This is a genomic window from Kyrpidia sp., assembly GCF_023512215.1.
Classification (GTDB): domain Bacteria; phylum Bacillota; class Bacilli; order Kyrpidiales; family Kyrpidiaceae; genus Kyrpidia; species Kyrpidia spormannii.
Genome location: NZ_JAILZZ010000031.1, coordinates 14,425 through 36,900 on the forward strand (window position 1 = coordinate 14,425; position 22,476 = coordinate 36,900).

The following is a 22,476-nucleotide window of genomic DNA, read 5'->3' on the forward strand; positions in this document are numbered from 1 at the left end:
TCCATCCCCCCGAATTCGTATTACGACAAGCGCAAGACCACTTTCCCCGCTTCCTTGCGATCGAACAGTCGGTAGGCTTCCGGGGCGTCATGCAAGGAAACCCGGTGGGTGATCACCGCGGTCGGGTCGATCCGACCGGCCCGGACAAGCGCCAGGGTCGTATCGATGTCCCGATGAACATTGGCAACTCCAATCCGAAATGTGATGTCTTTGACCAAGGTCTGGGCCAACGGAAACGGAAACTGTTCCTCCGAAGCGATGCCCACCGCCGAAATCCGCCCGCCTCCGCGAACCAACTGAAAAGCAAGCCTCAACGTCTGGATGCCACCCACCGCCTCAATGACCACGTCGGCCCCTTCTCCGTCCGTTCCTTCATTGATCCTCGCCACCGGATTGACTTCCCCCGAGGGAACGGGGATCGCACCGAACCGGGCCGCCGCGTCGGTCCTCGATTTCACGAGGTCCACGGCAAACACCCGGGAAGCTCCGCACGCGAGGGCACTCATGACCGCCATGAGCCCCACGGGTCCGCACCCGATGACCGCTGCAGTTTCCCCCGGGCGAAGGCCGGCATTCCTCACCGCCCCGTAGGCGGTGGAAAGAATATCCCCCGAAAACAGCGCCTGCTCGTCGGTCAGCTCATCGGGTACCCTGCGAAGGGTCCAATCGGCAAAGGGAATGCGCGCATATTCAGACTGGGTTCCCGCCAAATCGCCGAAAGCCATCCCGTAGCCGAGCACCCCGCCCTGAGAGCACTGGTTGAAGTACCCGCTTCGACATGCACGGCAGTGCCCGCAAGCCACGTGAAAAGCGCCCACCACCCGATCACCTTTGCGCACGGCGGAAACAGCGGACCCCACCTCCTCCACAATTCCCACGTACTCGTGGCCCATGATCATACCCGGAAGAACACCGGGAATCCGGCCGTGGTACAGATGGAGATCTGAGCCACAGATCGCAGCGGTGGTCACCCGGATGAGCGCGTCACCGGGCTGAAGGATCTTTGGATCCTCCACCGACTCCACCGAAACCTGGCCGACATCCCGAAAAACGACCGCCTTCATTGCAGTCCCTCCGGAAAGTCGGTCTCCACTTCCAACGATGATTCCACCAGATATTTTGCCGCCATCACGTAAGCTGACAAAGTGGACAAATTCCCCTTCACCAACCTGAGACGGCCCCGCATCATGGCAGTAAGCGGCTCGACTTCTCGATCAAAAATCTGCTTCCAGGAATACGGGTCAGCGCTGATGACATAAGGAACCGATTCGACATCCTCCGGCGTCGCGGCCCGGGCCTCCCGACATTCTCCGTGCCAAAGGTCCAGGTAAACCGACCGGTCTTCCGAAACCCCCGCTGACGGATCCCGTTCCATCGTTAAGACGAGCGGCCACTCCCAGGTTCCCGCCGCCTGGCGGTATGCCGTACTGGCATTGATCTTTTCCCCCCACGCTTTCGCCCATTCGGGCCCAAAGGCCTCAAGCCCCACCCCATCGCCCCCTCGTGATTGATTCTCAGTTCAGTGAGTATCATATAATCGTCATATAAAATCAAACAATACCTCATTTTCGGGGAATTTTATCCCCTATCTTCCGGGGGTACCCCTACAAGTTTATGGACGATCTCGAAGTTCTATAATAAGCGAACTTTTTGTATCTAATATCGAATTCTGTCGAGAGAGGGGGTCCACCGTGATCATTCGAAATCTTTTATTCCCCCTGCCCCTTCTGTCTTCTCGTTGCCTGGAGCAGGTGTTTGAGATCATCGATCAAGGGTCCACTCAATCCCTGGCGTCATGGATGGTGATGCTCAACACCATGAACCTCAGGAAGGCGGAAAAGAAGATTCTAGAGGAATTATTTGCCTCCTTCCATCGGCGTTTTTGCGCGGAAGGAGTCGACCCAATCGCATTTTTACGCGGGTTCTATTCTGATCTGATCATCAACGGGAACACCGTTTCCCCGACGGCGGTGGTGGCCATGCTAGCCCACTGGGAAGACACCGTCTGCCGGACACTCCGGCATGCCCTGGGACCTGGCAATGCCGAGCAAGGCTGCGCTTGGATCCGCTCCTTGATCCTTAATGTCCACGCCCTGGTCCTTCAGATGCCGTTGTGGCCTTGCAAAGAGGAAAAAACGGAGACGGAGTGGAAACCACCCCTCACCCGACTGCTCAACCGCGTGGCCCGGGGGGAAGCGTGGCAGTGGGCGGCGCTCGTGGATCGATCGGCGTCGTGCAGACTTTTGGACGCCGCCATGGCCACACCGGAGGGAGAATGGCAGGAAGCCGATATGGCGTCCGGCCAAGCCATGGATCTCGAGGAACGGGTCCGTACCGTCGACCGGCACACCCTTTGTCGTTCCGTGGCCCCGGGGGTGGACCTTGTGGTCAAGACGGCGGGCTTACCGGGCGAAGAAACCGGGTTTCGGGTCAATCAAGTGGCCCAGTGGCTCAGTTTGTGCTTCGATCTCTCGGCCCGGATCACCGGACCGAGTGGCGAAGCGGGTGATCTTTTTCATCTGTACGATGCCGTCCTGAATTTTGACGAGGCGCTACTCCAATCTAGAGATTTGGAAGAAATTCTGTCGAGCACCGTGGATCAAGTGTGCCGCATCGGTCGATTTCGCCGGGGAGCCCTTTTTTGGTATACGCCTCTCACCCGGACGGTGGTGGGGGCTCACGCCTTCAACCTGCGACGCGAGGATATCCTCCGCATCCGGGAATATGAGGAAAACCTTTCCGGCCTCCAGGAAGTCATACGGTCCACCACCCCTGTTTTTTATGAAAATGTCGCCCGTCGCCTGCCCGATCATTATGTGCAGACTTTTCACTTGACCTCCCTCCTGTTCTGCCCGATGGTCTTCGAACCCCGCCGACCCGGGGCCGTTTTACTTCTCGACCAGGGGGGTACACCCTTTCAGCCGGAAGATCGCACAGTCCGCTTGGTGCATACTTTGCTCTGCCGGGCGTCCAAACCTATCGCCACCCACTTGTCGGGTTCACCCCGGCACACATCCCGACAGACCCCCACTGTGCTGACCCGGCGGGAACACCAGATTTTACAACTCATTGCAGATGGATTGGATACCCGGGATATCTCCGCGAGACTTCACCTCAGCGAGTACACCGTTTCCGAATATGTCGGAACAATCCTGAGAAAACTGGGCGCTTCCAACCGAGCCCAGGCGGTGGCCGTGGCGCTGCGCCGCCACCTGATCCAATAAATCGGCGCCTGGACGTGTCTGAGTCGGAGAGTTCCCCGGCACCCCGCCTTGCCAAAACGGACAACTTCGCGTATGATCCTGTCAGACCAGGACATCTTGCCTTGGAAGAAGGCGTTTTCTTGGAAAGTCGATTTTCCCTGATCGGGGCGCTCCTGGCCCTGTTACCCAAACGAAGTTTAACCCGGGCGGCGGGGCGGCTGCTTGACCACGAGGTGAGCCGGCTGCTTATCCCTTGGTATATTCGCAGGTATTCTCTAGACCTGACCGATGCGACCCTTCCCCCGGGGGAATATCGATCCCTGTTCGAACTCTTTACCCGGCGTCTGCGGCCTGGCACGCGTCCCGTCGACCCGGGTGGCAAAACGGTCGTTTCACCCGTGGACGGCGTGGTGGGAGGGATGGGGGTCATCCACGACGGGACGTTCATCCAGGCAAAAGGTCACGCCTATCCAGTGGCCGACTTGCTCGGCGGCCATTTTCCGGATGAACTGGAGGAAGGGACTTGGATCACGCTGTATCTCAGTCCCGCCGATTACCACCGCATTCACCTCCCGCTGAGAGGGAAGCCGCTTCAGGCCGCTCACATACCCGGAACCTTTTTCCCGGTCAATCGCCTCGGCACCCGGGGGGTACCCCGGCTGTTCGCCCGAAATGAACGCTGGGTAACGACCTTCTCCACGGCGGCTGGCACCATGTATCTGGTGGAAATTGGATCTTTCATCGTCGGAAGTGTGCGATTAACGTATCTGCCAGAGGAGATCCAGCAGATATCCGATCGCAAAATCCTGCAAAAATGGGAGGTCTCCCACATTCCCACGATCGGTAAAGGAGAGGAGATCGGATATTTTTCCTTTGGGTCGACGGTGGTTTTGCTGTTTGAACGGGGACGAGTCGAATGGAAATCCCATCTGAAAACCGGGGATCCCGTACGTATGGGCCAAAGTTTGGGGTTGATTCGGGAACTCCGATACGAGGGGGCAAGGGTTTGAAAAAGCTCTGGCGCGTCAAGGCGCTGCGCGGAGAGCTGCGGCGCACGGAGATTCGACGCAACACCGGTTTTCAATTGACCACTCAAGAGTTCGTTTTGCAAAAAGAAAGTCAAGCCTACCACATCGCCTTTGACGACATTCTCGGCGTCGTGGAACAAGGCACTCCCCCGGTATTCCCCGAGGAGTGGAGTGGAGACACCCGGGTACCGGCTGCGGACAGCCCGGGTGTAGTGAAAATCGTCGCCACCAACATGCGCATCCATCGCCCGAGTGGGATTACAGAAACGGGCGCCGGGACCCTCCACGTCCGGTTATCCGAGGAATTCACCCGCCAATTCCTCCGCCTTCTAAAAAACGATTGAACCGTCAGAGGATGAGACCTGCCGCCTCCACCCGCTTTCGGATATCCACCCACCTGGCCACCGCCTGGGGGTATTTTCGCGGATCCCGCAGGATGGCGGAAGGGTGATAGCAAGGGGCGACCAGAAACTCCCGGCCCCGGTGCCGGGCATGATAAAAGCGGGTGGAGGCCCGCCCCACGGGAATCGGACGGCCCAACACTGCCTGGATGGCCGTCGCCCCCATCGTCACCACGATTTTAGGCTGCAAAACTGCGAACTGCGCCATCAGATACGGGCGGCACGCCACCATTTCCTCAGGTGCAGGTTTTCGATTCCCCGGCGGCCGGCACTTCACAGCATTCGTGATATAGAGACGGGCCGGATCGAAACCGGCTTCCTTCAGCATTCTGTCCAGCAACTGCCCTGCTCGTCCCACAAAAGGAAATCCTTGCGCGTCTTCGTCCGCCCCGGGCGCTTCACCCACAAGGACCACGGGGCCCGGGGTGCCCCGGGAGACCACGACTTGGCTGCACCCGCCCCGCAATCCGCAGCGACGGCAGGACTTGAAGGCGCTTTCCAACTGATTGAGATTTTGCCACCACGCCATCGACTGCGCCCCTTTCCCATCGCCGCGGTCACCGGCGATTACCACACCCGGTCCGAAACCTTCAGCCGTGGACACCCCGGCTGGCGGGCCGGCGTCCACAGAGCCCCGAGCCCGACTATGAACAGTTGACCTCCCCGGCCATCTGTCCCATCAACACTTGGCGAAGATCGTCCGGGATGGGGACCGGACGCTGGACGACAGGATCCACGTGTACAATCACGCTCTCCCCTTCGGCGACCAACTGATCCCCTTTCAGAATCGCCTGGGACATGGTGATGCTGGTTTTGCCCACCCGCTGGATTTCGGTCCGGACCTGCAGCTCGTCGTCAAAATAACACGGGGCTCGAAAATCGCAACGGATGGACGCAAGGACGATTCCTACCTCCCGGCCCAGGTCCTTGCGAATCTCCCTCATAAAGTCCGTTCTGCCCTGCTCCAAGTAAATCAAGTAACTGACATTGTTGACATGACCCATGGCGTCAGTTTCACAATAGCGCACCCGAACCGTCGAGATCACCGCCATGACATCGCCCTCCTTCTCTGATTTAGACAATTTTCAACCCCTCTAAGCGATTCACCGCCGCCGCCACCTCGTGCGGACGCGGCATGGCGAGATTGCCCGGACAGCCCCGAGGCCCAGCCAGTGCCGCGAACCCTTTCTGGTCCATTTCGGCCAAAAGTTGTCGCACCAATTCGGCCAGGGAGGTGCGCCCGTCCGCGCGCTCGGTGAGGATTCGCAAGCAGGCGGCAATGGCCCGGGTCTGCCCGATTTCCACCAATTGTTCCACCGCCTGTAGAAGCACCCGCTCCCGGCCATAAAGAATCAAGTGCTCGTCTTTCGCTTCGACTTTCCACTTATCTCCGGGTTTCGGCCGCCTGCCCAACTCCCGCACCTTTCGCACAGGTTTTGCGGGAAGTGGGCCCACCGCTTCCGCCTTCCGCCCCGAGGGAAACCGTTCCACCACCCGCCGGGCTTCTTCGGTGACGTCCTTTGGGATATAGCTCTCCATGGCGATCACCGCGTCCGCAACATCCAGGTAATCCCCGGCCCCGCCCACCACCAACACCGTGGAGACCCCCCACTCATCGAACAACTGCCGCACCCGGTCGATAAACGGGGTGATCGGTTCATGCTCTTTCGCTACCAGCGCCTGCATCCGTGCATCTCGAATCATGAAGTTCGTCGCACTGGTGTCTTCATCGATCAAGAGGGTGGCGGCGCCGATCTCCACGGCCTCCATGATGTTGGCGGCCTGGGACGTAGCCCCGCTGGCCGACTCGGTCGTAAACTGATCTGTGGACTTTCCATAGGGAAGGTCGTTGATAAAGGGACTGATATCGACCCCTCGGACCCACCGGCCGTCTTCAGCCCGAATCTTCACGGCGGTAGGGTCTGTCAACACCCATTCCCGTCCGTCGCCGGCAATATGATTGTACACCCCTTGTTCCAGCGCCCGGAGCAGGGTGCTTTTGCCGTGATACCCGCCCCCGCAAATCAGCGTGATCCCCTGGAGAATGGCCATCCCCGCGACCGAACGGCCACTCGGCAGTCGAACCTCCCGGCGCAGCGATTCCGGCGACCGAAAGGGAACCGCACCCCGGCCCATCGGTTTGTCACTTTGGCCGCTTTCCCGGGGGAGGATCGCCCCATCTGCAACAAAGGCAATCACCTTTTCCTCCGCCATCCATCTCCTGAGCGCCGCTTGATCCACCGCCAAAGCGACGTGGTCCCGGGCATTGTTTTGATCCATTGATTTCCAGAGAAAACTTTCCTCGACCCATGCGGGGATGTCTTCGAGAATCATTTCTTGAGCCTGTCGGCCGAGCACAGTCCGTCCCCGGGCCGGGAGTCCAACCACAAAACGCACGGTCAACCGGCTGTGCCCAATCTCCACGGCACTTCGTGGGATCACGACTTGGCTTGGCTCCGTAATTTCAATGAGCCCACTCTTGCCACTACCCCGCCGCTGTCGCCACCCTTTCAACCGCTGATGGGCCGTCCTCAGAATAAAATCCTCCATGGCCGTTCGCCTCACCGGATCGGCATACAGCTCTTCTGGAATCCCGGTTGTATCCAACCCCATCTCCACCCGAAAGCGGGACGGAGGAGCAAAAGGGTCCGACTGGACGTGTTCGATCACCAACTGAAAAGCTTCAAACCTGTATGTACCCTCCAGATCTCGATAAGCCGGATACCCCCGACCATCGATACGCTCTAAGGTGCGGCGCAGATCCTCTTTTGCGCTCTGGGTTTGAGTTGCCACTGCCGATTCCCCTTTCTAGATACGTTTATACCACATTCAGCGTCGGGTTACCGCTCCGACAACTTTTTTGGATCGGCGAGTTGCCAGGTATGTTTAAAATTTCTCATCCCTGGCCAGGATAGAACCATCTGTTACACTTGAGAGGTGAGAGATTCCCGATGACTCGCTATCGGGCGCCGGCCGGGGTGTTCTTGCTGATGGCCTTAACCCAGGCCTCCCATGCCGGAGCCTTCTGGATCGACAACCCCTTCGCCGCCTTCGATTCCACCCGGAATCTGGCCCCTTGGACGGCCTCGGCGGAAGACGGTGCGGGGGGTGCCCTGGCGTCCCGGGGCGGCGACGGGATGACGAACCAAACCCACCACCAGTATCTCGTAAAACCGGGCGAAACAATCTATCGCATCGCAAAACGCTACGGCATCTCGCCGCAGGCCCTGCAAGCGGCGAATGGCATCGTCGACCCGAGATTGTTGCAAAGTGGGCAAATGTTAGTGATCCCGGACGGGGCTGCTCCGACAGCGGCCGCGCCCACCTCTTCGGAGCCGGCGACTACCCAGGAAGGTAAGCCGGCCGCACCGCTGGCCGTGTTCTATTGTACCTTAACCGCCTACACTTCGGGGCCGGAATCCACGGGGAAGTCCCCCGGTGATCCGGGCTACGGCGTCACGGCCAGCGGGCGTCCAGCCACCCCCGGAAGGACGGTGGCTGTTGACCCGAATGTGATTCCTATCGGTACAAAACTGTATATCGAAGGAATCGGCTATCGAGTCGCCGAGGATACGGGCGGTGCCATACGGGGGCGAAGAATCGACATATACATGACCGATGTCAACAAAGCCCTCCAGTTCGGGGTCAAGCGCGATGTGCCCGTCTACATCGTGCAATACCCGTCCAAGTCTTTGTAGGCCCTTGCGCTCTACAAGACCCGACCCCTAAGCCCGACTTGCGAAGGCGCCACCCTTACAAGGCGCCGCACACGAACAAGGGCCACCTGAAAAAGGTGGCCCTCCCTGCTAAGCATTAAGACGCGCTTACTCATCGATGAAATGCGAATATGAAGTCCTTCAACCGGCTACACTGTTCCACAGTTCCACCACCGCCGGGTGGTTCATCATCTTTTTCTTCACCCGGGCGATGGCGTTGTCCACCGCTTTCACACTGACGAGTTCCAGCTGTTCGGAGATCTCCCGGTAAGACTGCTCGTAAATGTACCGCCGGACGAAACACTCCCGTTCCAGATCTGTCAGCAATTGCTCCAGCAACTCATACAGACGTTCCCGGGCCGCTTTTAGTACGAGCTCGTGCACAACGTCCTCTTCCACCGCCGGCGTGGTCCCGGGTAGAGGTTCTCCCCGATCGTTCGCAGGTCCTTGCTCGTCCACCCGCTTCATCTGATTCATAAACAAGTACTTGGCCCCGTAAACCCTTCGCTTCATCATCGTTTTCATGCGGTTTTCCACAAACATCTTGGCAAAAGGCAAAAACGGAACATGGCCGCTGCGGAAGGAGCGAACGGCATTCCACAACTCGATCCGCAACACCTGAGCCACTTCGTCGTCGGTTTCATACGGGATCCAATATCTTTGAGCCAAGCCTCCCAAAAGCGGATTGAGACGCTGAACCAATTCCGAAAACGCGTCCGCTTCGGACTTGGCCCGACACGCGAGAGCCGTTAGTTCATCCATCTTGCTTCCCCACCCCATTGCAACCGGCTCTGCCCGGTTTCATCTCTTTTACACCGCTTTGATCACCCCGTACCTACAAAGCGGCAAACGGACTTTTTCTCACCTTTCTTTGTTTCAGTCCGTCCTTGACGAATGGTTTTTTTTCATATCAACCACCGCCGTCTTTCCAGCGACTACGTGCTCTCGGTATGTATCTATATCCGGTTGCCAAGGATATTCCAGCTGCGTCCCTCCCCGTCTTTTGGTGATCGGGGATGTCGAACTCGCCCCCGACAGGATCCCCTGATTTTCGAGGATCTCCGACGAAATCCGACAAATCCTGTAACAGAATTGTATCGGAATCCATCTTTATCCTACATGAGACGTTTGGACTAAAACCCCCGAATAAACCCGGAATTGTTCGACAAGCCCAGAAAATCGGCTGGGGCGAAAGGCCTATTTTTTACGCCTGTATGTAGGAATCAATGGTTTTCTGTTACCTTTTGTAGGCCTTTCGATACAATCCCTTCACGTCCGGTTCATTCTACGACAGCGGGAGGGGAGGATTTGATCGAGTTTCACCAGGTCAATAAATGGTACGGCTTTTATCATGCCCTGCGCGATATCACGCTTCACAGGAATCTAAAAAAGTTCATCTATGCTCTTTATGAGCACGCGAAAACCAAAATGGAAGAATCCCAGTCTTGAAGGCATATCCCATCTCCCCCGGCCATAGCTATGGACGGGGAGGGACATCGCATGGACCGTTTTACGAGCACAGTGGTACTCGATTTTTTCGTCGCCTTTGGGATCGTGCTGGGCGGTTCGCTCATTGGGGGCATGGCCGCCGTCTTGGTGCACCTGCCACCCGGGAGCACCATGATGCGGCTGGCGGATCATCTTAAGATTTGGGGCCTCGTCAGTGCCCTGGGCGGGACCATGGATACGCTCCGAGTCATCGAGACCGGGGTGCTCGGTGGTCATTTGTCCCCGGTCGCCAAACAATTCACTTACCTCATGGCTGCTTTCCTCGGCAGCCAGGCCGCCTACCTCGTGCTCCGGGCGGCAACGGGAATCAAACCGTGAATCCCGTTCGCGCGGTCGCCGTTTTTCTTCTCGGCCTCATCACCGGCGCCGCGGGGTGGATGGCCATCACCGCCCGGGAAATGGACGAGTTGCATTATACCATCGAACAGTACCGCCTCCAGGTCGACCGACTCACCGAGGAACTTAACGGTTTGCGGGCAAAACTTAACCAGCAGTCCAGAGAACCGGAAATCCGCACCATTGAGGTTCAAGTTCAAACAAACGATCATTTCGCCGAAATCGCGATCCTCCGCTTTGCCAAGGACCAGACCAAAACGTTGATCGGGAAAAGTCTCTCCACCCTCAACGACCACCCCGACCTCATCATCGGCCTTTTGGAGGGACGAACCATTCTCGTGGACGGTCGAGTGTGGGCTATTCATGTCCAGTCTGTCGTCCTGGGAGAAACGGTCCACCTGTACTTGACCGGCGAGCCGGCGCCTCCTCAGCCGAGCCCGAGCCCCGCCTTCCCCACCGGATCCTGGGCCGGCTAATAAAAAGGGGGCGGCCAGCATTACACCTCCGCCCCTTGCCGAATATCAGTCGATTTTCAATACTGCTCCGGTGTTGGCCGACGTGACGAGCTTTGCATAACGGGCCAGATAGCCCGTGCGGACCTTAGGATCCGGCGCCCGCCACTTTGCCCGACGCTCTGCCAATTCCGCGTCGCTCAACTTCACCTCGAGCTTGCGTCCGGGAATGTCAATCACGACCACATCCCCGTCTTGGAGTAAGGCGATCGGTCCGCCTTCCGCAGCTTCCGGGGAAATGTGCCCCACACTGATTCCCCGCGAGCCCCCGGAAAATCTCCCATCGGTAATGAGTGCAACTTTGGCTCCAAGCCCCATCCCGGCCAGGGCCGACGTCGGCGCCAACATCTCCGGCATACCCGGTCCCCCTTTTGGACCTTCGTACCGGATGACGACCACGTCCCCTTCGTGGATCTTGCCGGACATGATCCCTTCGAAAGCTTCATCCTGGGACTCGAAAATCACCGCCGGACCCTCGAACCGTTTCACCGACTCATCCACGGCACCGGCCTTGATCACCGCTCCGTCCGGAGCCAGGTTCCCGTAAAGAATGGCCAAGCCGCCCGTCTCGCTGTATGCGTTCTCAATGGGCCGGATCACTTCGGCATCCCGGATCTCCGCATTGGCGATGTTCTCACCCAGGGTACGACCGGTCACCGTCATGGCATCCAGGTGCAGCAACCCATCGATCCGGCTCAACTCTTTCAGAATCGCGGAAATACCCCCGGCCCGATGGACATCTTCCATGTGCCAATGGGAAGCGGGGCTGACTTTGCATAGATGGGGGGTCCGTCGGGAAATCTCATCGATTCGAGAAAGGGGGTACTCTACCCCCGCCTCTTTTGCAATCGCCAAGGTGTGAAGAACCGTATTGGTGGAGCCGCCCATCGCCATATCCAGCGCAAAGGCGTTGTCGAGGGAATCGATCGTGACGATATCCCGGGGTTTGATATCCCGGCGCACAAGGTCCAAAATCTGTGCCGCGGCCCTTCGCGCCAATTCTTCCCGCTCCGGGGTGTTCGCCAGAATCGATCCGTTCCCGGGCAATGCCATGCCCAGGGCCTCGGACAAACAGTTCATAGAATTCGCCGTAAACATCCCTGAACAAGATCCACAACTGGGACATCCATAATCTTCTAGTTCCTTGAGTTCGTCCATCGAGATCTGGCCCGATTGGTACGCCCCCACCCCTTCAAACACGGAGATGAGATCCACGATCTTGCCCGATGGTGTGCGCCCGGCCGCCATGGGTCCGCCGCTGATAAAAATCGTCGGTATATTCACCCGCATTGCCGCCATTAACATACCCGGCGTAATCTTATCGCAATTCGGGATACAGATCAGGCCGTCGAACCAATGGGCCATGGCCATCGTTTCCACCGCGTCAGCAATCAGCTCCCGGCTGGGCAAGGAAAAGCGCATCCCGATGTGACCCATGGCAATGCCGTCGTCCACGCCGATGGTGTTGAATTCAAAGGGCACCCCGCCCGCTTCTCGGACCGCTTCCTTAATCAACCGGCCAAACTCCTGCAAGTGCACGTGGCCGGGAATAATCTCGACAAAGGAATTACAAATGCCGATAAAAGGCTTTCCGAAATCTTCATCCCGTACCCCCGTGGCCTTCAAAAGGCTGCGATGCGGCGCCTTGTCCACACCGCGTTTAATCATATCGCTTCGCACAACTTTCACTCCTTCTTGGCCGCGACCAAAGCCGCCGATCGGCTCGCCGTGTTCCAGACTGTTCTTATTCTATCAATGGGTCCGATCTTTGTACAGCCGAGGGTCGGGCCACACCCGGCACCACCTCCGGATCGCATCACCCCATCTCCAAGAATAACTGGCGATAATGGCGGATCGTGGTCAAACCGTGCCGCAACGCCGCCTCGGCCCGGACATAATCCCCCCGTTTGCGATAGAGTTCCACCAGGTCCGGGTAGGCTTCTGACAGCCGCTCTTCGTCACCTAAAGTTTGCCAAATCGCCACAGCCTTTTCCAACTCGACCACTGTTCCCTCCAGATCCCCGACCTCCCGTAAAATCCGGGACAACAGATATCGAATCCGCGCCTCTTGCCCACTGTCGGGCTCTGCGGACTCCAAAGCCTGCCGGCATATGGTCTTTGCTTCCTCCGGCCGGCCGCTCTGAAGCGACAACAGCGCGATCTGTTCCAGGGTCTCCACCCATTCGTCCCGATGTCCGGCGTTGCGGTACTCCTCTGCACACTCCCGCAACATAAACATCGAGTCCGCGACCTTCCCCAGGTAACCATAATACCGGGCATAACGTGCTTTGATGTCCAGATACAACTTTCGCTGCCGGGCGTCTTCAAATAACCTCATCGCCCGTTCCGCGTACTGGCACGCTTTCTTGTCCTCCCCCATGGCATGTAAAACCTCGGCCAGTTGAAGCGCCACTTTTCCGACTGTTGCCGGGTCCTTCTGGATCGAAACGAAAGCCTTGGCCAACACTCGGCCGGCATCTTCAAGCCGCCCCACCCGGGCATAAGCCATCCCCAAATGATAATAGACCTCCGAGAAGAGAGTGCCGTACAGATCGGCCTCCTCCCCCATCCGTTCACACGCCTTTTCCCAATGGTAAATCGCCAGGGAGACCCGGCGCAGCTGAAGCCGGGCCCGGGCCAGACGATCTAAACATTGCACCATCACTTGCGGGTCCGCCTCTCCGTCAAGCCCCTCGACCAGTTTTTCCAAGAGTTCTTCCGCTTGTTCCCATTGTTCTGTCCGTACATAACATTCTGCTAAATCTACCTGCAGTTTCCACGCGGGAACATATAGCGGTTCTTGTTGCAAAAGGTCTTGAAGGATCGGCGCCGCCTCTTGGGCCATCCCAGCTTCCATCTTCCCTTTGGCCAACTTGTACAACGCGTTCTGCCGCGTCTGCTGGGCGACGTCAGAAAGAAAATGTTCCAGGGGCAACGCCAGACGTTCGGCCAATGCCCTTAACACCCGATACGAAGGCATGGCTTTGTCTGATTCAATCTGACTGACCATGCTCACTGTCACGATGCCTTCCGCCAACGATTGTTGGGTCAGCCCCCGGGCCCGTCTCGCTTCGCGGATCTTCCACCCTAAGGAACCAGTGGGATTCTCTGTTCGTGTTCGGTCCGGCTGTGGCCGGCCTCCTGTCCGGTTCCCGCTCACTGACACCCCTCCCACCCCATTGCATTGTCCACATTTGTAGAAACCGTGGCACACACAACTATACCATAGCCTGCCAAGTTGGACTAGATCAATTTCCTTTAACTTACGAATGATTTTGATTAAAAGTCCGGGACTCGGCGCTCGCTTCACCGGGAATAGCCCGGTTCATCCCTTCCCGCACAGCCTGCTCCCATCCCGGCACAGCGAACCGGTAACTGCCCATCACCAGGCTGGGTTGCGCTAACCCCAACCAAGCGAGGGGCGCCAGCCACCCTGGAACGATTGCCTCCGCCCGTCGACGGCGCAACACGCGGTCCACCGCCCGGCTGACATCCTCCGGGCGCAAAAGCGGCATCCACCGGGGAACCCGGTACAAAGGGGTGTGGAGCTTTCCCTTCACCATCGCCGTATCCACCGGCCCGGGAGAGACGAGCCCCACGTGAAATCCTTGCGGAGCCAGCTCTTGGCGCAATGAGGCGGCAAACCCCCGAAGGGCCATTTTGCTGCTGCAATAGGCCGCGAAAAAGGGTAAGGGAAAATGGGTGGACAAGGAAGATAACAGGACAATGGACCTCATCCCCCCTCGCCCGAGAATCGGTACTAAGCCCTGGACGGCCCGAACGGCCCCCCAGAAATTCACATTCATCGTCCGTTCGAACTCTTCCGTCAACATCCCGGATACCGGAGCCAAGGGCAGAATCCCCGCCGAATAAATGAGGGCATCCAATCGCCCGAGGCTTTGTTCAACAGCCTCGGCCATGGCCGAAGCCGCTTCGGTGGAGGTCACGTCGACAGAAAAAACGTGTACCTTTCCCGGCAACGTTTCGGCCGCCCTCAGCAAACCATCCCGGTCCCGGGCAAAGAGAATGAGCTCGGCACCCTCCCCAGATAACCGAGTTGCAACGGCCTGGCCGATCCCCCGGGAGGCGCCAACGATCGCCACACATCGGCCGTCATAAAATCCCACTTTGATCCCCCTTCCGCATGTTCGTCATGCCGGTGAGAAACACATCGGCAAATCGCTTCATACATACCTCGTCTTCACATAAGGGGACGCCATCGGAGACTGGCCGACCACATATGATACACGAAGAAGATCCCCCGCCCCATTCAACGAGGTGGTGCGGGTCTTCGGGGGGACGCATATCGGGTGTCATCGGCTGTCACCCCGTCTCAAACCATCGGGACATGACGGAGAATTTTCCCGTCAATCCGCTCAAAAATGTCGTCCAAATCCGTGCCCGTAATCGTCAAGCCGTGATTCTTGAGGCCAATCACCGCCCGTTCGGGCCGGGGCGCTTCCCGGACGAGTCCCGCCACCTCCCTGGCCAACTGAATCGTCCCGCAGGGGTAATTCACCTGGGTGGCCTTCACGCCGTCCATCCACGCGTGGACGTGGACAATGGCACCAACCTGGGGATGGTCGCGGTAGATCATCCAATGCTCAATGGCGTCCACAGATACCCGGCGGGGCTGAATATGGGGAGGAACGGACAGGACCATCTCGTTGCGAGTCTCATCGTAATCTTTCACCAACAGCACGTGCTCGCCGACGGTGGTCATCGCTCCTTTATTAATGCCGCTGGCACTCATCCAGAAACCGCCGCTCGGGCAACGGGCGCTGAGATTACCGTAGCTGAGCCCCCCGATACCGAACAAATGGTGGATATGGCGCATGTCCCGGGGCGATAACAATTGCTCCATCGGAAAAGGCGCAGGCAACAAGTCCCATTCATCCAGCCGCCGGCCCGCTTCGCACAACCGCTTGGATACGGCATCTCCTTCCCACAGGAACTCGGGAAGATCCGGTTCAAATCGATTGTTGATCACCAACCGCGACGTGGCCAGGGGCCACAGCCGATCCACCACCTTCGCAATCCACCGATCAAACCCGCCGTCCTCTTCCACCACGTAAGAGCCTTGCTCCAGCGTCACGAAGGCCGCCCGGCAAGCCGAGGGATCCCGATCCGTCATGAGCAGGAGATTCCCCAGGGATCGAATGAGCATCGGATAACCGAAATGAAGGAGATTGTCCGGCCACTGGTCGAGAAAGACCACCGACACCACGTACACACTTTGCGAACGCCGCCGATAGGGGATTATCCGGCCGGGCTCCAACACGTGAAAAACCACCGTAGATTCCCGAATCTCTGCCTGATCCGCCTGCACCATCCCTCTCCGGCGCATCTCCGCCTGCAGCGCATCGAGAAAACGGTCTTCCGCCGTATCCCAATCCCCTACGATTGCAAACCCCATCGCAAATCCCTCCCGCGGCCATTTCGGCAAATCTTTGGAAAAAGTATGCCCTTCCCTTCAACTCCTCATGCCGACCATCGAACGAGCCATCGCACATTTTCCCGACCCTAGGTAAGGCGTCCACAATTCTTGGCGCAGGGCTGCATCTTTATAGCACCAGATAAGGAGGTGAACAACGTATGTACTGGGGTGTGTTCGGTCCCGCGACCCGCTGGGCCGTCGTGTTCCTGATCATCTTTGTGTTGTTCTTCCTCATCGCACCCGGCGACGGGTTGGGCGGTTACGGAGTTGGCGGTGGTGCAGCAGCCAGCGCGGCGGCTTTCTAAGACGGCAAGGGTACGCGAGGGGAGGGGACACCCTCCCTTCACGGTCATTCCGCCACTCCCTCCACCGCCCGATCCACGTCTTCTTCGCTATTGAAAAATCCTAAAGAGGCTCGCACCCACGGAGTTCTGGGAATGGTCCGCATCAGAATGCCCCGGGATCGCAGTCTTTCCAGCACCTCTTCAGGCTTCCGCCCCTGCACTTCAAAACTCACCAGTCCCGCATGATTGTCCGGTGTGACCACCTGAACGCCGGGAACTTCGCCGAGCAACGACCGAAACCTCGCCGCCAATCGATGGGTTCGGCGGTAAATCCCCGTCCACCCCACGTCTTCACCGAATCGCAGACTCTCCAGCATTCCAGCAAAGAGTGGCGCCGAGAACGATGCCACTTCGAATTTTCGCGCGTCTTGATGAAGGACCACCTCGGGCCAAGGTCCCATCTGTTTGAGCCCGGCCCACCCCACCAAAGTAGGCTGGACTTGTTCCAACCGGTCTTCGGCAATATACAGGGCGCCGCACCCCTCGGGGCCGCACAGCCATTTTTGTCCCGGCATGGCGTAAAAATCCACGCCCGTTTGTTTGAGATTCAAGGGGAGAGCACCGACGCCCTGGGCGCCATCCACCAGTGTCCACACCCCCCGCTCCCTTGCCCAGGAAGCCACGCGCTCCATTGGCAACACAGCCCCGGTTTGGTAGGAAACATGGGAGAAAGCGATCATTCGAGTCTTCGAAGTCACCGCCTGCTCCAACGCCGCAATCATGTTCTTCTCCCCGATCCCGAGGTCGATGAACCGGATCTGGACCCCTTTGCGAGAAGCGAGGAGATAAAGGGGCATGATGACGCCGGAGTGCTCGAGGTTTGTAGTGATCACTTCGTCGCCCGCCTGCCAATCGAGCCCCGCCAAGGCCAGCCCGATCCCCTCTGTGGTGTTCTGAGTCAAGGCAATGGAAGCGGTCGTTGCTCCTGTCAATTCTGCCCAGGCCCGGCGAAGGGTTTCTTTCAACTCGGAGACACGCTGGTGGAGATCTGGATCGATCCGACCCCGATCCACCTCCGCCGCCGTCTGTTTCTCCACGGCGCGCATTGCCCGCTCCGGGAGGGGACCGGTGGTCCCCGTATTCATATAAATCCACCGCATTGCCGCCGGCATCTCCTGGCGGATCTGGTCCAGCGACATTCGCAGTTCTTCGGTCACCACACATCCTCCTGTCCATCTGGCCCCGTCGGGGCGATTTTTTCGTCCACCCGAGATTCCGGGAAACACTGTGCCCACCGGGTCGCCCCCAGGGCTTCGGGCGGCGCTACTTGTAAAAAACCGGCTCATCTGTGGGTTCAAGGTATGAACCGTAGGTCCAGATCAATTCGTGCTGGATATTGATCAAATATTCCCCGTCGCCGAGAACCTGCTCCACAATCCCCACCCGATACCGATGACGCCGCACATGCCCGAGGTATTTCACTTTTTGTCCGACTTGGAACTCCCCTCCCGTCGTTCCAGACACAAGATCCAGCGCCCCGGGAAACTCTCTGCCCAGATCGTCTGACACGTGGAGGGTCGCCGGACGGCGATGGTGCCGTCCACCGGCCCTTGGCCCTTCTCCGGGAAGGCGCCCCCTCCCGTGCCCCGGAGGGCGCCGGCGGCGGGATCCCCGGCGCCCGGCGGAAGAACCCGGACTTGGCTTATCATGAGACATCCATCCTCCACCCGCGGGTTTATTCGACCGCCTTCCGTCACCGCGCTCCATCGGCTCCGTCCGGCCCCCTATCCTCGCCATTTTTCAACACGCGACCCCGATGCCGAAGCACCATCCTGGCAAAAACGCCATCATCCACCGGCCCGAGATTCGCGCGGTACAGATCGAGGGAAATGTGGCAACCATCCCGGTCTTCTTCGGTCTCAAAACGGGCCGCGCCCACCGATCCATCCATAAGCGTGTACGTCAAATAAAAGGAACTCACCGTCTCGGAGGAGCACACCTCCTTATTTGTCTCTTTTCCATGCTACAATGATACCAGTTCAGCACAAAAAGAACACCTGTGAGGAGGCCGCTGCATGTACACCCCGTACAGTCCCGGGCGACTATCCCGGTTCACCCAGCAAAAAAATGCCGCCGCGCGGCGAAAACGCATGCGCCGCCGCCGGTTGACCCTCGCGGTTCTCGTCTTGGTTGTCGGGTGGACAGGATGGGAGTTGGGGCGGGCCATCGCCACCTGGGCTAGGGGAACTGACGCATCGGCCCACCTTGCCCCGCCGGATTATACAGCCCTGAAACAAGCCATCAGCGGATACATAACGTCTCAGCCCGGAACTTATGGCGTCGTCGTAGTGGACCTAGACTCGGGCGCGAAGCTCGACATCGACGGAAATCGCGTTTTTTTCGCGGCCAGCACCTTTAAGCTTCCTATGAATCTCTATCTTTACACGTTGATCGCCCAAGGTAAAGTCGATCCCAACACCAAACTCATCTATGAGGCGTCCGATTACGAAGATGGCACAGGGTGGATTGCCTCCACCCCCGTGGGAACGGAGTACACGATCCGACAACTGTCCCAAGCCTCGATCGTGGCGAGTGACAACGTGGCCACGAATATTCTCCTGGACGACCTGGGGGTCGACAACGTAAAGGCCTTTATGCGCCAATTGGGCGGCAAAGAGGTGGTGGATGGCGACAACGTGACAACTCCTGACGACATGGCCCTGTATGCGGTGAAATTATTTGAATTCGTCAAGAAAAATCCCACTGTGGCGGCGCCCCTGATCGACGACCTGGAACACACGGATTTTAACGATCGAATCCCGGCCAAACTGCCGAAAGGAGTCCCGGTGGCACACAAGATCGGCAACTGGACCGATCAATGGCACGACGTGGGGATCGTTTTCCTGTCCGGGCGCCCGTACGTGATCAGCCTATTCAGCCGGGACATCGACCAGGACACCGCCGCCCAGGTTCTTTCCACCGTGTCGAGAATGGTGTACGATTACCAAGCCACCCTCCCCAAGTCATCCTAATTACCCGGAAGGCGCCTCGGCAGCCTCGTCCAGCGCCTTCAAAATGGGCTCCCGGTGCTCCCGGCACCGCTCCCTCCATTCGGGTGGAACCAACACATACAAACGCCACAGGTCCCGATATTTTTGTTCCAATAGGCGCACCTCCAATTCGGTGGTCACCCCCGCCTCGCCCAAGGGTTTCACCCCGTCTGCCGTCAGACACCGGGCATCGACCTCTTTCATGAAGGTCTCCGCCTGGCAGTAAAGAATCACCTCGTCTTCCCCACATCCCAAACGCCGGGCTATCCACCGTTCCAGTCTTCGGCGGGCGTCCGGTTCCCGGAGACCCTGGACCCACCGAATCCTCTGTTCCGGGGAGAGATCGCCAGGATACACTTCTACTCCGCGTTTAAAAAGGCCCCGGCGCGCCAAGCGATCCAACATGCGGCCGATCCGGCCGTCCTTCTCGCCCATGCGCCGAAGAGCTTCCAATAGTTCCGCATCCCCCCAGCCCAAAAGCTGCTCCTCGGTGATCCCTTCTCCTTCCGCCCCCCATTCCACCATCCGGGCCACCATCGCCGACGAAGCAATTTTCGCATGATGATAATACAACCGTTCTGTCAGTACATACCGCATATGAAGCATATGGAAAAATTCAGACCGCACGTCCGCCCGTTCCCGGCCCCCTTTGACGAGGTTCAGAGCCAACCTTCCCTCCGCGATGATAAAATTGGACACGATCCGATCGTCGTAATCCATTCGAAGGCCGGCAAATCGCGCGTCCCGGCGCACGTAATCGAACAGATCCGCGTCCACCGTCCCGGATACGATTTCTCGCGCCCATGGCCATTCAAAAGGTTCCCGGGGATCCAGGAGCCTGTGGACAAAAGACAGCACCCCCATCCGGTCCAAGAGTTCGCCGATCTCTTCGGAGAACACGTGACGAAGCCGGGCACCGGTGTCGTGGCGAGGAAACAGGCGCCACTCATCCTCCAGGGTGTGACCAAAAGGGACGTGGGTCACGTCATGAAGCAAAGCCGCCAAAGCCACCCCTTCCAATTGTCCCGCATCCGCTTGGGTGAGTTCGGACGAACCGGCCGCCCACAGGTGGTTCATGATCTGTTTCGCCACCCAATAAGTGCCAAGGGAGTGCTCGAACCGGGTGTGGTGACACCCGGGGTACACGAGGTAGGCCGTTCCCAGTTGCCGAATCCCCCGCAATCGTTGAAAAGCCCGGGTGTCGATCACCCGGGTGGCCCAAGAACTGAGATGAATATCGCCGTGGATCGGGTCGCGGATCATCATGGGGCTCACCTCTCCTCCATTGTACCGAGCCGGGGGATGACCGTCCACGAGAGTGGATTTTGCTCCATCGAACTTTCATGGAGACACCCATTTTGACGTTGACCGCGGCTCGCGTCGGTCTTTTTTTGCGCCCCAAACCGTTTGAATCTCCGACTTTCATCCGCGTGCCCCATCGCGAGGCCCGGGAGGTTGATCCGCTGTGAACGCTGCCCTCGACCACATGTCGGTGGACGGTGGCCGCTCCGGCTTACTTCACACCATTTAGACCCAGGAATGACAAGCAATTCTTGTGCTGAATGCGTTGTCTTTCTTCATCAGCGAGAGCCAACTTTACAAGTGCATGGCCGGGCTCATATTCCCGAATGGCAAAAGGATAATCCGAACCCACCATCAGTCGATCAGAGCCAAACAGATCGATAATATGATTCAGGTTCAATTCGTCGTACACCAACGTGTCATAGTATAACCGGCGGGCAAGCTCAGTCGGCGCATGGCTGAACAATGCCTTTACGTCCTCGAACGCCGTCAGCCCGCGCATAAGTCTGGGCAAAACGGAAAACAAACTCCCACCGCCGTGACTCACGGCAATCCGCAAGTCAGGAAATCGCTCCAGTACTCCCCCCGTAATCAGCGAAGCCGCCGCCAGGGCTGTTTCCAAGGGAAAATTGATCAGATTCTGTAAGGCTTTCGGCCCCACAATACGGTCTGCCCCGACCGGTTGCAACGGGTGGATCAGTATCGCCACCCTTTCGGCGGCCGCCGCTTCAAAAAAGGGCCAAAAATATGAATCTCCAATAACCCTCCCGTTTACATTGCTGCCGATTTCCACCCCGAGTAACCCATATTCCTCTTTGATGGCCCGCACTTCTTTTGCGGCTAACTTCGGATCCTGCAACGGCACCATCCCGAGCCCATAAAACCGCGTTTTGTCCTTCTCCACCAACTCGGCAATCGCCGTATTGATAAATTTCCCGAACTCCAAGGTGTCTTTCGGCTCAAACCAATAGGACAACAGAACCGGCATGGGGGAAATCACCTGGGCACCGACCCCTTCCGCATCCATATCCGCCAGCCTCACGTCGGCATCCCACGACGAAGCCGTGATCGTACGGAACGGTTTCCCCTCGATCAGCACCACCTTGGCATCCCGATCTTTGGAGGCCATCTGCGGCCATCGGTTGTCTCCCGTTCGGTAGGACATATCCGGGAACTCCGCCGGGACCATGTGCGTGTGCATGTCAATTACCATAAATTCCACCCCCCGGAAACAATGGATAATTCATTGTCTTGACGAAAACAATTGTTTTTCGTAGTGTGATATACTAAAAAATATATTCAATCCAGAGGTGTTATCAGTGAACACCGATCAACTCGAAACATTTATTAAACTAGCAGAAATAGGCACTTATTCAAAAACAGCCGAATTGTTAAATATCACTCAACCCGCAGTCACCGCCAGAATACGAAACCTCGAAGCTGAATTGGGCTGTAAATTGTTTATTATGAACGGAAGAAGAGCTTCGTTGAGTGAAGCCGGCGAACTGTTTTTGGGCTATGCAAAGAATCTGCTGAATCAATTCGCCGATGCGAAGAAATCCATCGGACAATTGAAGGAGCCGAGACTCAGTATAGGTTTCCCACCGAACTTCACCAACCATTTGATCACCAAGATCGTAAGCCTCAGCAACGCCGCGAATATGACGACCCATATCTATCGGGCGGTCGATTCTAATG

At 58.0% G+C, this 22,476-nt stretch carries 25 protein-coding genes; 10 read left to right on the forward strand and 15 right to left on the reverse strand.

Annotation, left to right across the window (positions count from 1 at the left end; translation table 11 throughout):
* Window positions 1-20: 20 nt before the first annotated feature.
* Window positions 21-1,064, reverse strand: coding sequence for an alcohol dehydrogenase family protein (locus K6T64_RS11185; protein WP_288010200.1), 1,044 nt, complete (start codon window positions 1,062-1,064; stop codon window positions 21-23).
* A complete protein-coding gene (locus tag K6T64_RS11190) occupies window positions 1,061-1,489 on the reverse strand; it encodes an SCP2 sterol-binding domain-containing protein (RefSeq protein ID WP_197945610.1) in 429 nt (142 codons plus the stop codon). The genes K6T64_RS11185 and K6T64_RS11190 overlap by 4 nt, the downstream gene beginning before the upstream one ends.
* Window positions 1,490-1,691: 202 nt before the next feature.
* Between K6T64_RS11190 and K6T64_RS11195 the strand changes: the two genes are divergently transcribed.
* From K6T64_RS11195 to K6T64_RS11205, 3 genes are all read left to right on the forward strand, one after another.
* Window positions 1,692-3,224, forward strand: a complete 1,533-nt coding sequence (locus K6T64_RS11195) for a LuxR C-terminal-related transcriptional regulator (RefSeq protein ID WP_288010202.1) — start codon at window positions 1,692-1,694, stop codon at window positions 3,222-3,224.
* Between the two features lie 119 nt (window positions 3,225-3,343).
* Window positions 3,344-4,213 carry an archaetidylserine decarboxylase gene (gene asd / locus K6T64_RS11200; protein ID WP_288010203.1) on the forward strand — a complete coding sequence of 290 codons (870 nt, stop codon included), beginning with the start codon at window positions 3,344-3,346 and terminating at the stop codon, window positions 4,211-4,213.
* On the forward strand, window positions 4,210-4,575 hold the full coding sequence (locus tag K6T64_RS11205) for a hypothetical protein (protein WP_100668166.1): 366 nt from the start codon (window positions 4,210-4,212) through the stop codon (window positions 4,573-4,575). Before asd ends, K6T64_RS11205 begins: the two co-directional genes overlap by 4 nt.
* 4 nt (window positions 4,576-4,579) lie before the next feature.
* Here the strand turns inward: K6T64_RS11205 and K6T64_RS11210 are convergent, their stop codons facing one another.
* From K6T64_RS11210 to K6T64_RS11220, 3 genes are all read right to left on the reverse strand, one after another.
* A complete protein-coding gene (locus K6T64_RS11210) occupies window positions 4,580-5,161 on the reverse strand; it encodes a uracil-DNA glycosylase (protein WP_288010205.1) in 582 nt (193 codons plus the stop codon).
* A gap of 115 nt (window positions 5,162-5,276) precedes the next feature.
* Complete coding sequence (locus K6T64_RS11215; RefSeq protein WP_100668168.1) at window positions 5,277-5,684, reverse strand: acyl-CoA thioesterase; 408 nt, start codon at window positions 5,682-5,684, stop codon at window positions 5,277-5,279.
* Between the two features lie 22 nt (window positions 5,685-5,706).
* Window positions 5,707-7,425 (reverse strand): ABC-ATPase domain-containing protein, encoded by a 1,719-nt coding sequence (locus tag K6T64_RS11220; RefSeq protein WP_288010206.1) that lies wholly within the window; start codon window positions 7,423-7,425, stop codon window positions 5,707-5,709.
* A 158-nt stretch (window positions 7,426-7,583) separates the two neighbouring features.
* Between K6T64_RS11220 and K6T64_RS11225 the strand changes: the two genes are divergently transcribed.
* Window positions 7,584-8,330 (forward strand): 3D domain-containing protein, encoded by a 747-nt coding sequence (locus tag K6T64_RS11225; protein ID WP_170085960.1) that lies wholly within the window; start codon window positions 7,584-7,586, stop codon window positions 8,328-8,330.
* Between the two features lie 159 nt (window positions 8,331-8,489).
* Here the strand turns inward: K6T64_RS11225 and K6T64_RS11230 are convergent, their stop codons facing one another.
* On the reverse strand, window positions 8,490-9,110 hold the full coding sequence (locus tag K6T64_RS11230; protein ID WP_157935483.1) for a sigma-70 family RNA polymerase sigma factor: 621 nt from the start codon (window positions 9,108-9,110) through the stop codon (window positions 8,490-8,492).
* Window positions 9,111-9,656: 546 nt separating this feature from the next.
* On the opposite strand from K6T64_RS11230, the gene K6T64_RS11235 reads away from it, so the two are divergent.
* The 3 genes from K6T64_RS11235 to K6T64_RS11245 are packed head-to-tail and all read left to right on the forward strand — an operon-like array spanning window position 9,657 to window position 10,669.
* A complete protein-coding gene (locus K6T64_RS11235; protein WP_288010208.1) occupies window positions 9,657-9,797 on the forward strand; it encodes a hypothetical protein in 141 nt (46 codons plus the stop codon).
* A 51-nt stretch (window positions 9,798-9,848) separates the two neighbouring features.
* A complete protein-coding gene (locus K6T64_RS11240; RefSeq protein ID WP_013075053.1) occupies window positions 9,849-10,175 on the forward strand; it encodes a YtrH family sporulation protein in 327 nt (108 codons plus the stop codon).
* The gene (locus K6T64_RS11245) at window positions 10,172-10,669 is read left to right on the forward strand and encodes a sporulation membrane protein YtrI (protein WP_170085962.1); all 498 of its coding nucleotides are present in this window, start codon (window positions 10,172-10,174) and stop codon (window positions 10,667-10,669) included. Before K6T64_RS11240 ends, K6T64_RS11245 begins: the two co-directional genes overlap by 4 nt.
* 45 nt (window positions 10,670-10,714) lie before the next feature.
* On the opposite strand, the gene ilvD is transcribed toward K6T64_RS11245, so the two are convergent.
* The 4 genes from ilvD to K6T64_RS11265 all read right to left on the reverse strand — a co-directional run bounded on the left by ilvD (window position 10,715) and on the right by K6T64_RS11265 (window position 16,121).
* Window positions 10,715-12,385, reverse strand: coding sequence for a dihydroxy-acid dehydratase (gene ilvD, locus K6T64_RS11250; protein ID WP_100668173.1), 1,671 nt, complete (start codon window positions 12,383-12,385; stop codon window positions 10,715-10,717).
* 136 nt (window positions 12,386-12,521) lie between these two features.
* Window positions 12,522-13,865 (reverse strand): helix-turn-helix domain-containing protein, encoded by a 1,344-nt coding sequence (locus K6T64_RS11255; protein ID WP_170085963.1) that lies wholly within the window; start codon window positions 13,863-13,865, stop codon window positions 12,522-12,524.
* A 103-nt stretch (window positions 13,866-13,968) separates the two neighbouring features.
* A complete protein-coding gene (locus K6T64_RS11260) occupies window positions 13,969-14,832 on the reverse strand; it encodes an SDR family NAD(P)-dependent oxidoreductase (RefSeq protein ID WP_288010211.1) in 864 nt (287 codons plus the stop codon).
* A 206-nt stretch (window positions 14,833-15,038) separates the two neighbouring features.
* Window positions 15,039-16,121: a class II aldolase/adducin family protein gene (locus K6T64_RS11265; protein ID WP_288010213.1), complete on the reverse strand. Its 1,083-nt coding sequence runs from the start codon at window positions 16,119-16,121 to the stop codon at window positions 15,039-15,041.
* A 179-nt stretch (window positions 16,122-16,300) separates the two neighbouring features.
* Between K6T64_RS11265 and K6T64_RS11270 the strand changes: the two genes are divergently transcribed.
* On the forward strand, window positions 16,301-16,447 hold the full coding sequence (locus K6T64_RS11270; protein ID WP_170085966.1) for a hypothetical protein: 147 nt from the start codon (window positions 16,301-16,303) through the stop codon (window positions 16,445-16,447).
* A 44-nt stretch (window positions 16,448-16,491) separates the two neighbouring features.
* Here K6T64_RS11270 and K6T64_RS11275 read toward each other — a convergent pair whose 3' ends face one another.
* From K6T64_RS11275 to K6T64_RS11285, 3 genes are all read right to left on the reverse strand, one after another.
* A complete protein-coding gene (locus K6T64_RS11275; RefSeq protein WP_170085967.1) occupies window positions 16,492-17,643 on the reverse strand; it encodes an aminotransferase class V-fold PLP-dependent enzyme in 1,152 nt (383 codons plus the stop codon).
* 106 nt (window positions 17,644-17,749) lie between these two features.
* On the reverse strand, window positions 17,750-18,142 hold the full coding sequence (locus K6T64_RS11280) for a hypothetical protein (RefSeq protein ID WP_133121291.1): 393 nt from the start codon (window positions 18,140-18,142) through the stop codon (window positions 17,750-17,752).
* Between the two features lie 37 nt (window positions 18,143-18,179).
* Window positions 18,180-18,425 carry a hypothetical protein gene (locus K6T64_RS11285; RefSeq protein WP_100668179.1) on the reverse strand — a complete coding sequence of 82 codons (246 nt, stop codon included), beginning with the start codon at window positions 18,423-18,425 and terminating at the stop codon, window positions 18,180-18,182.
* Window positions 18,426-18,501: 76 nt separating this feature from the next.
* Between K6T64_RS11285 and K6T64_RS11290 the strand changes: the two genes are divergently transcribed.
* Window positions 18,502-19,458: a serine hydrolase gene (locus K6T64_RS11290; RefSeq protein WP_288010215.1), complete on the forward strand. Its 957-nt coding sequence runs from the start codon at window positions 18,502-18,504 to the stop codon at window positions 19,456-19,458.
* Here K6T64_RS11290 and K6T64_RS11295 read toward each other — a convergent pair whose 3' ends face one another.
* Together K6T64_RS11295 and K6T64_RS11300 are read right to left on the reverse strand one after the other, a co-directional pair.
* Window positions 19,459-20,742, reverse strand: a complete 1,284-nt coding sequence (locus K6T64_RS11295) for an HD domain-containing protein (RefSeq protein ID WP_288010217.1) — start codon at window positions 20,740-20,742, stop codon at window positions 19,459-19,461.
* A gap of 247 nt (window positions 20,743-20,989) precedes the next feature.
* Window positions 20,990-21,991 carry an amidohydrolase family protein gene (locus tag K6T64_RS11300; RefSeq protein WP_288010218.1) on the reverse strand — a complete coding sequence of 334 codons (1,002 nt, stop codon included), beginning with the start codon at window positions 21,989-21,991 and terminating at the stop codon, window positions 20,990-20,992.
* A gap of 106 nt (window positions 21,992-22,097) precedes the next feature.
* Between K6T64_RS11300 and K6T64_RS11305 the strand changes: the two genes are divergently transcribed.
* A partial coding sequence (locus tag K6T64_RS11305; RefSeq protein WP_288010220.1) for a LysR family transcriptional regulator occupies window positions 22,098-22,476 on the forward strand: 379 nt, incomplete at its 3' end.

Excerpts from the sequence above, each read along its gene's own strand:
- K6T64_RS11185 (WP_288010200.1), bottom strand. The coding sequence starts at position 1,064 with ATGAAGGCGGTCGTTTTTCGGGATGTCGGCCAGGTTTCGGTGGAGTCG.
- K6T64_RS11210 (WP_288010205.1), bottom strand. The coding sequence starts at position 5,161 with ATGGCGTGGTGGCAAAATCTCAATCAGTTGGAAAGCGCCTTCAAGTCC.
- K6T64_RS11215 (WP_100668168.1), bottom strand. The coding sequence starts at position 5,684 with ATGGCGGTGATCTCGACGGTTCGGGTGCGCTATTGTGAAACTGACGCC.
- K6T64_RS11225 (WP_170085960.1), top strand. The coding sequence starts at position 7,584 with ATGACTCGCTATCGGGCGCCGGCCGGGGTGTTCTTGCTGATGGCCTTA.
- K6T64_RS11230 (WP_157935483.1), bottom strand. The coding sequence starts at position 9,110 with ATGGATGAACTAACGGCTCTCGCGTGTCGGGCCAAGTCCGAAGCGGAC.
- K6T64_RS11240 (WP_013075053.1), top strand. The coding sequence starts at position 9,849 with ATGGACCGTTTTACGAGCACAGTGGTACTCGATTTTTTCGTCGCCTTT.
- K6T64_RS11265 (WP_288010213.1), bottom strand. The coding sequence starts at position 16,121 with ATGGGGTTTGCAATCGTAGGGGATTGGGATACGGCGGAAGACCGTTTT.
- K6T64_RS11270 (WP_170085966.1), top strand. The coding sequence starts at position 16,301 with ATGTACTGGGGTGTGTTCGGTCCCGCGACCCGCTGGGCCGTCGTGTTC.
- K6T64_RS11280 (WP_133121291.1), bottom strand. The coding sequence starts at position 18,142 with ATGTCTCATGATAAGCCAAGTCCGGGTTCTTCCGCCGGGCGCCGGGGA.
- K6T64_RS11290 (WP_288010215.1), top strand. The coding sequence starts at position 18,502 with ATGTACACCCCGTACAGTCCCGGGCGACTATCCCGGTTCACCCAGCAA.
- K6T64_RS11295 (WP_288010217.1), bottom strand. The coding sequence starts at position 20,742 with ATGATGATCCGCGACCCGATCCACGGCGATATTCATCTCAGTTCTTGG.
- K6T64_RS11300 (WP_288010218.1), bottom strand. The coding sequence starts at position 21,991 with ATGGTAATTGACATGCACACGCACATGGTCCCGGCGGAGTTCCCGGAT.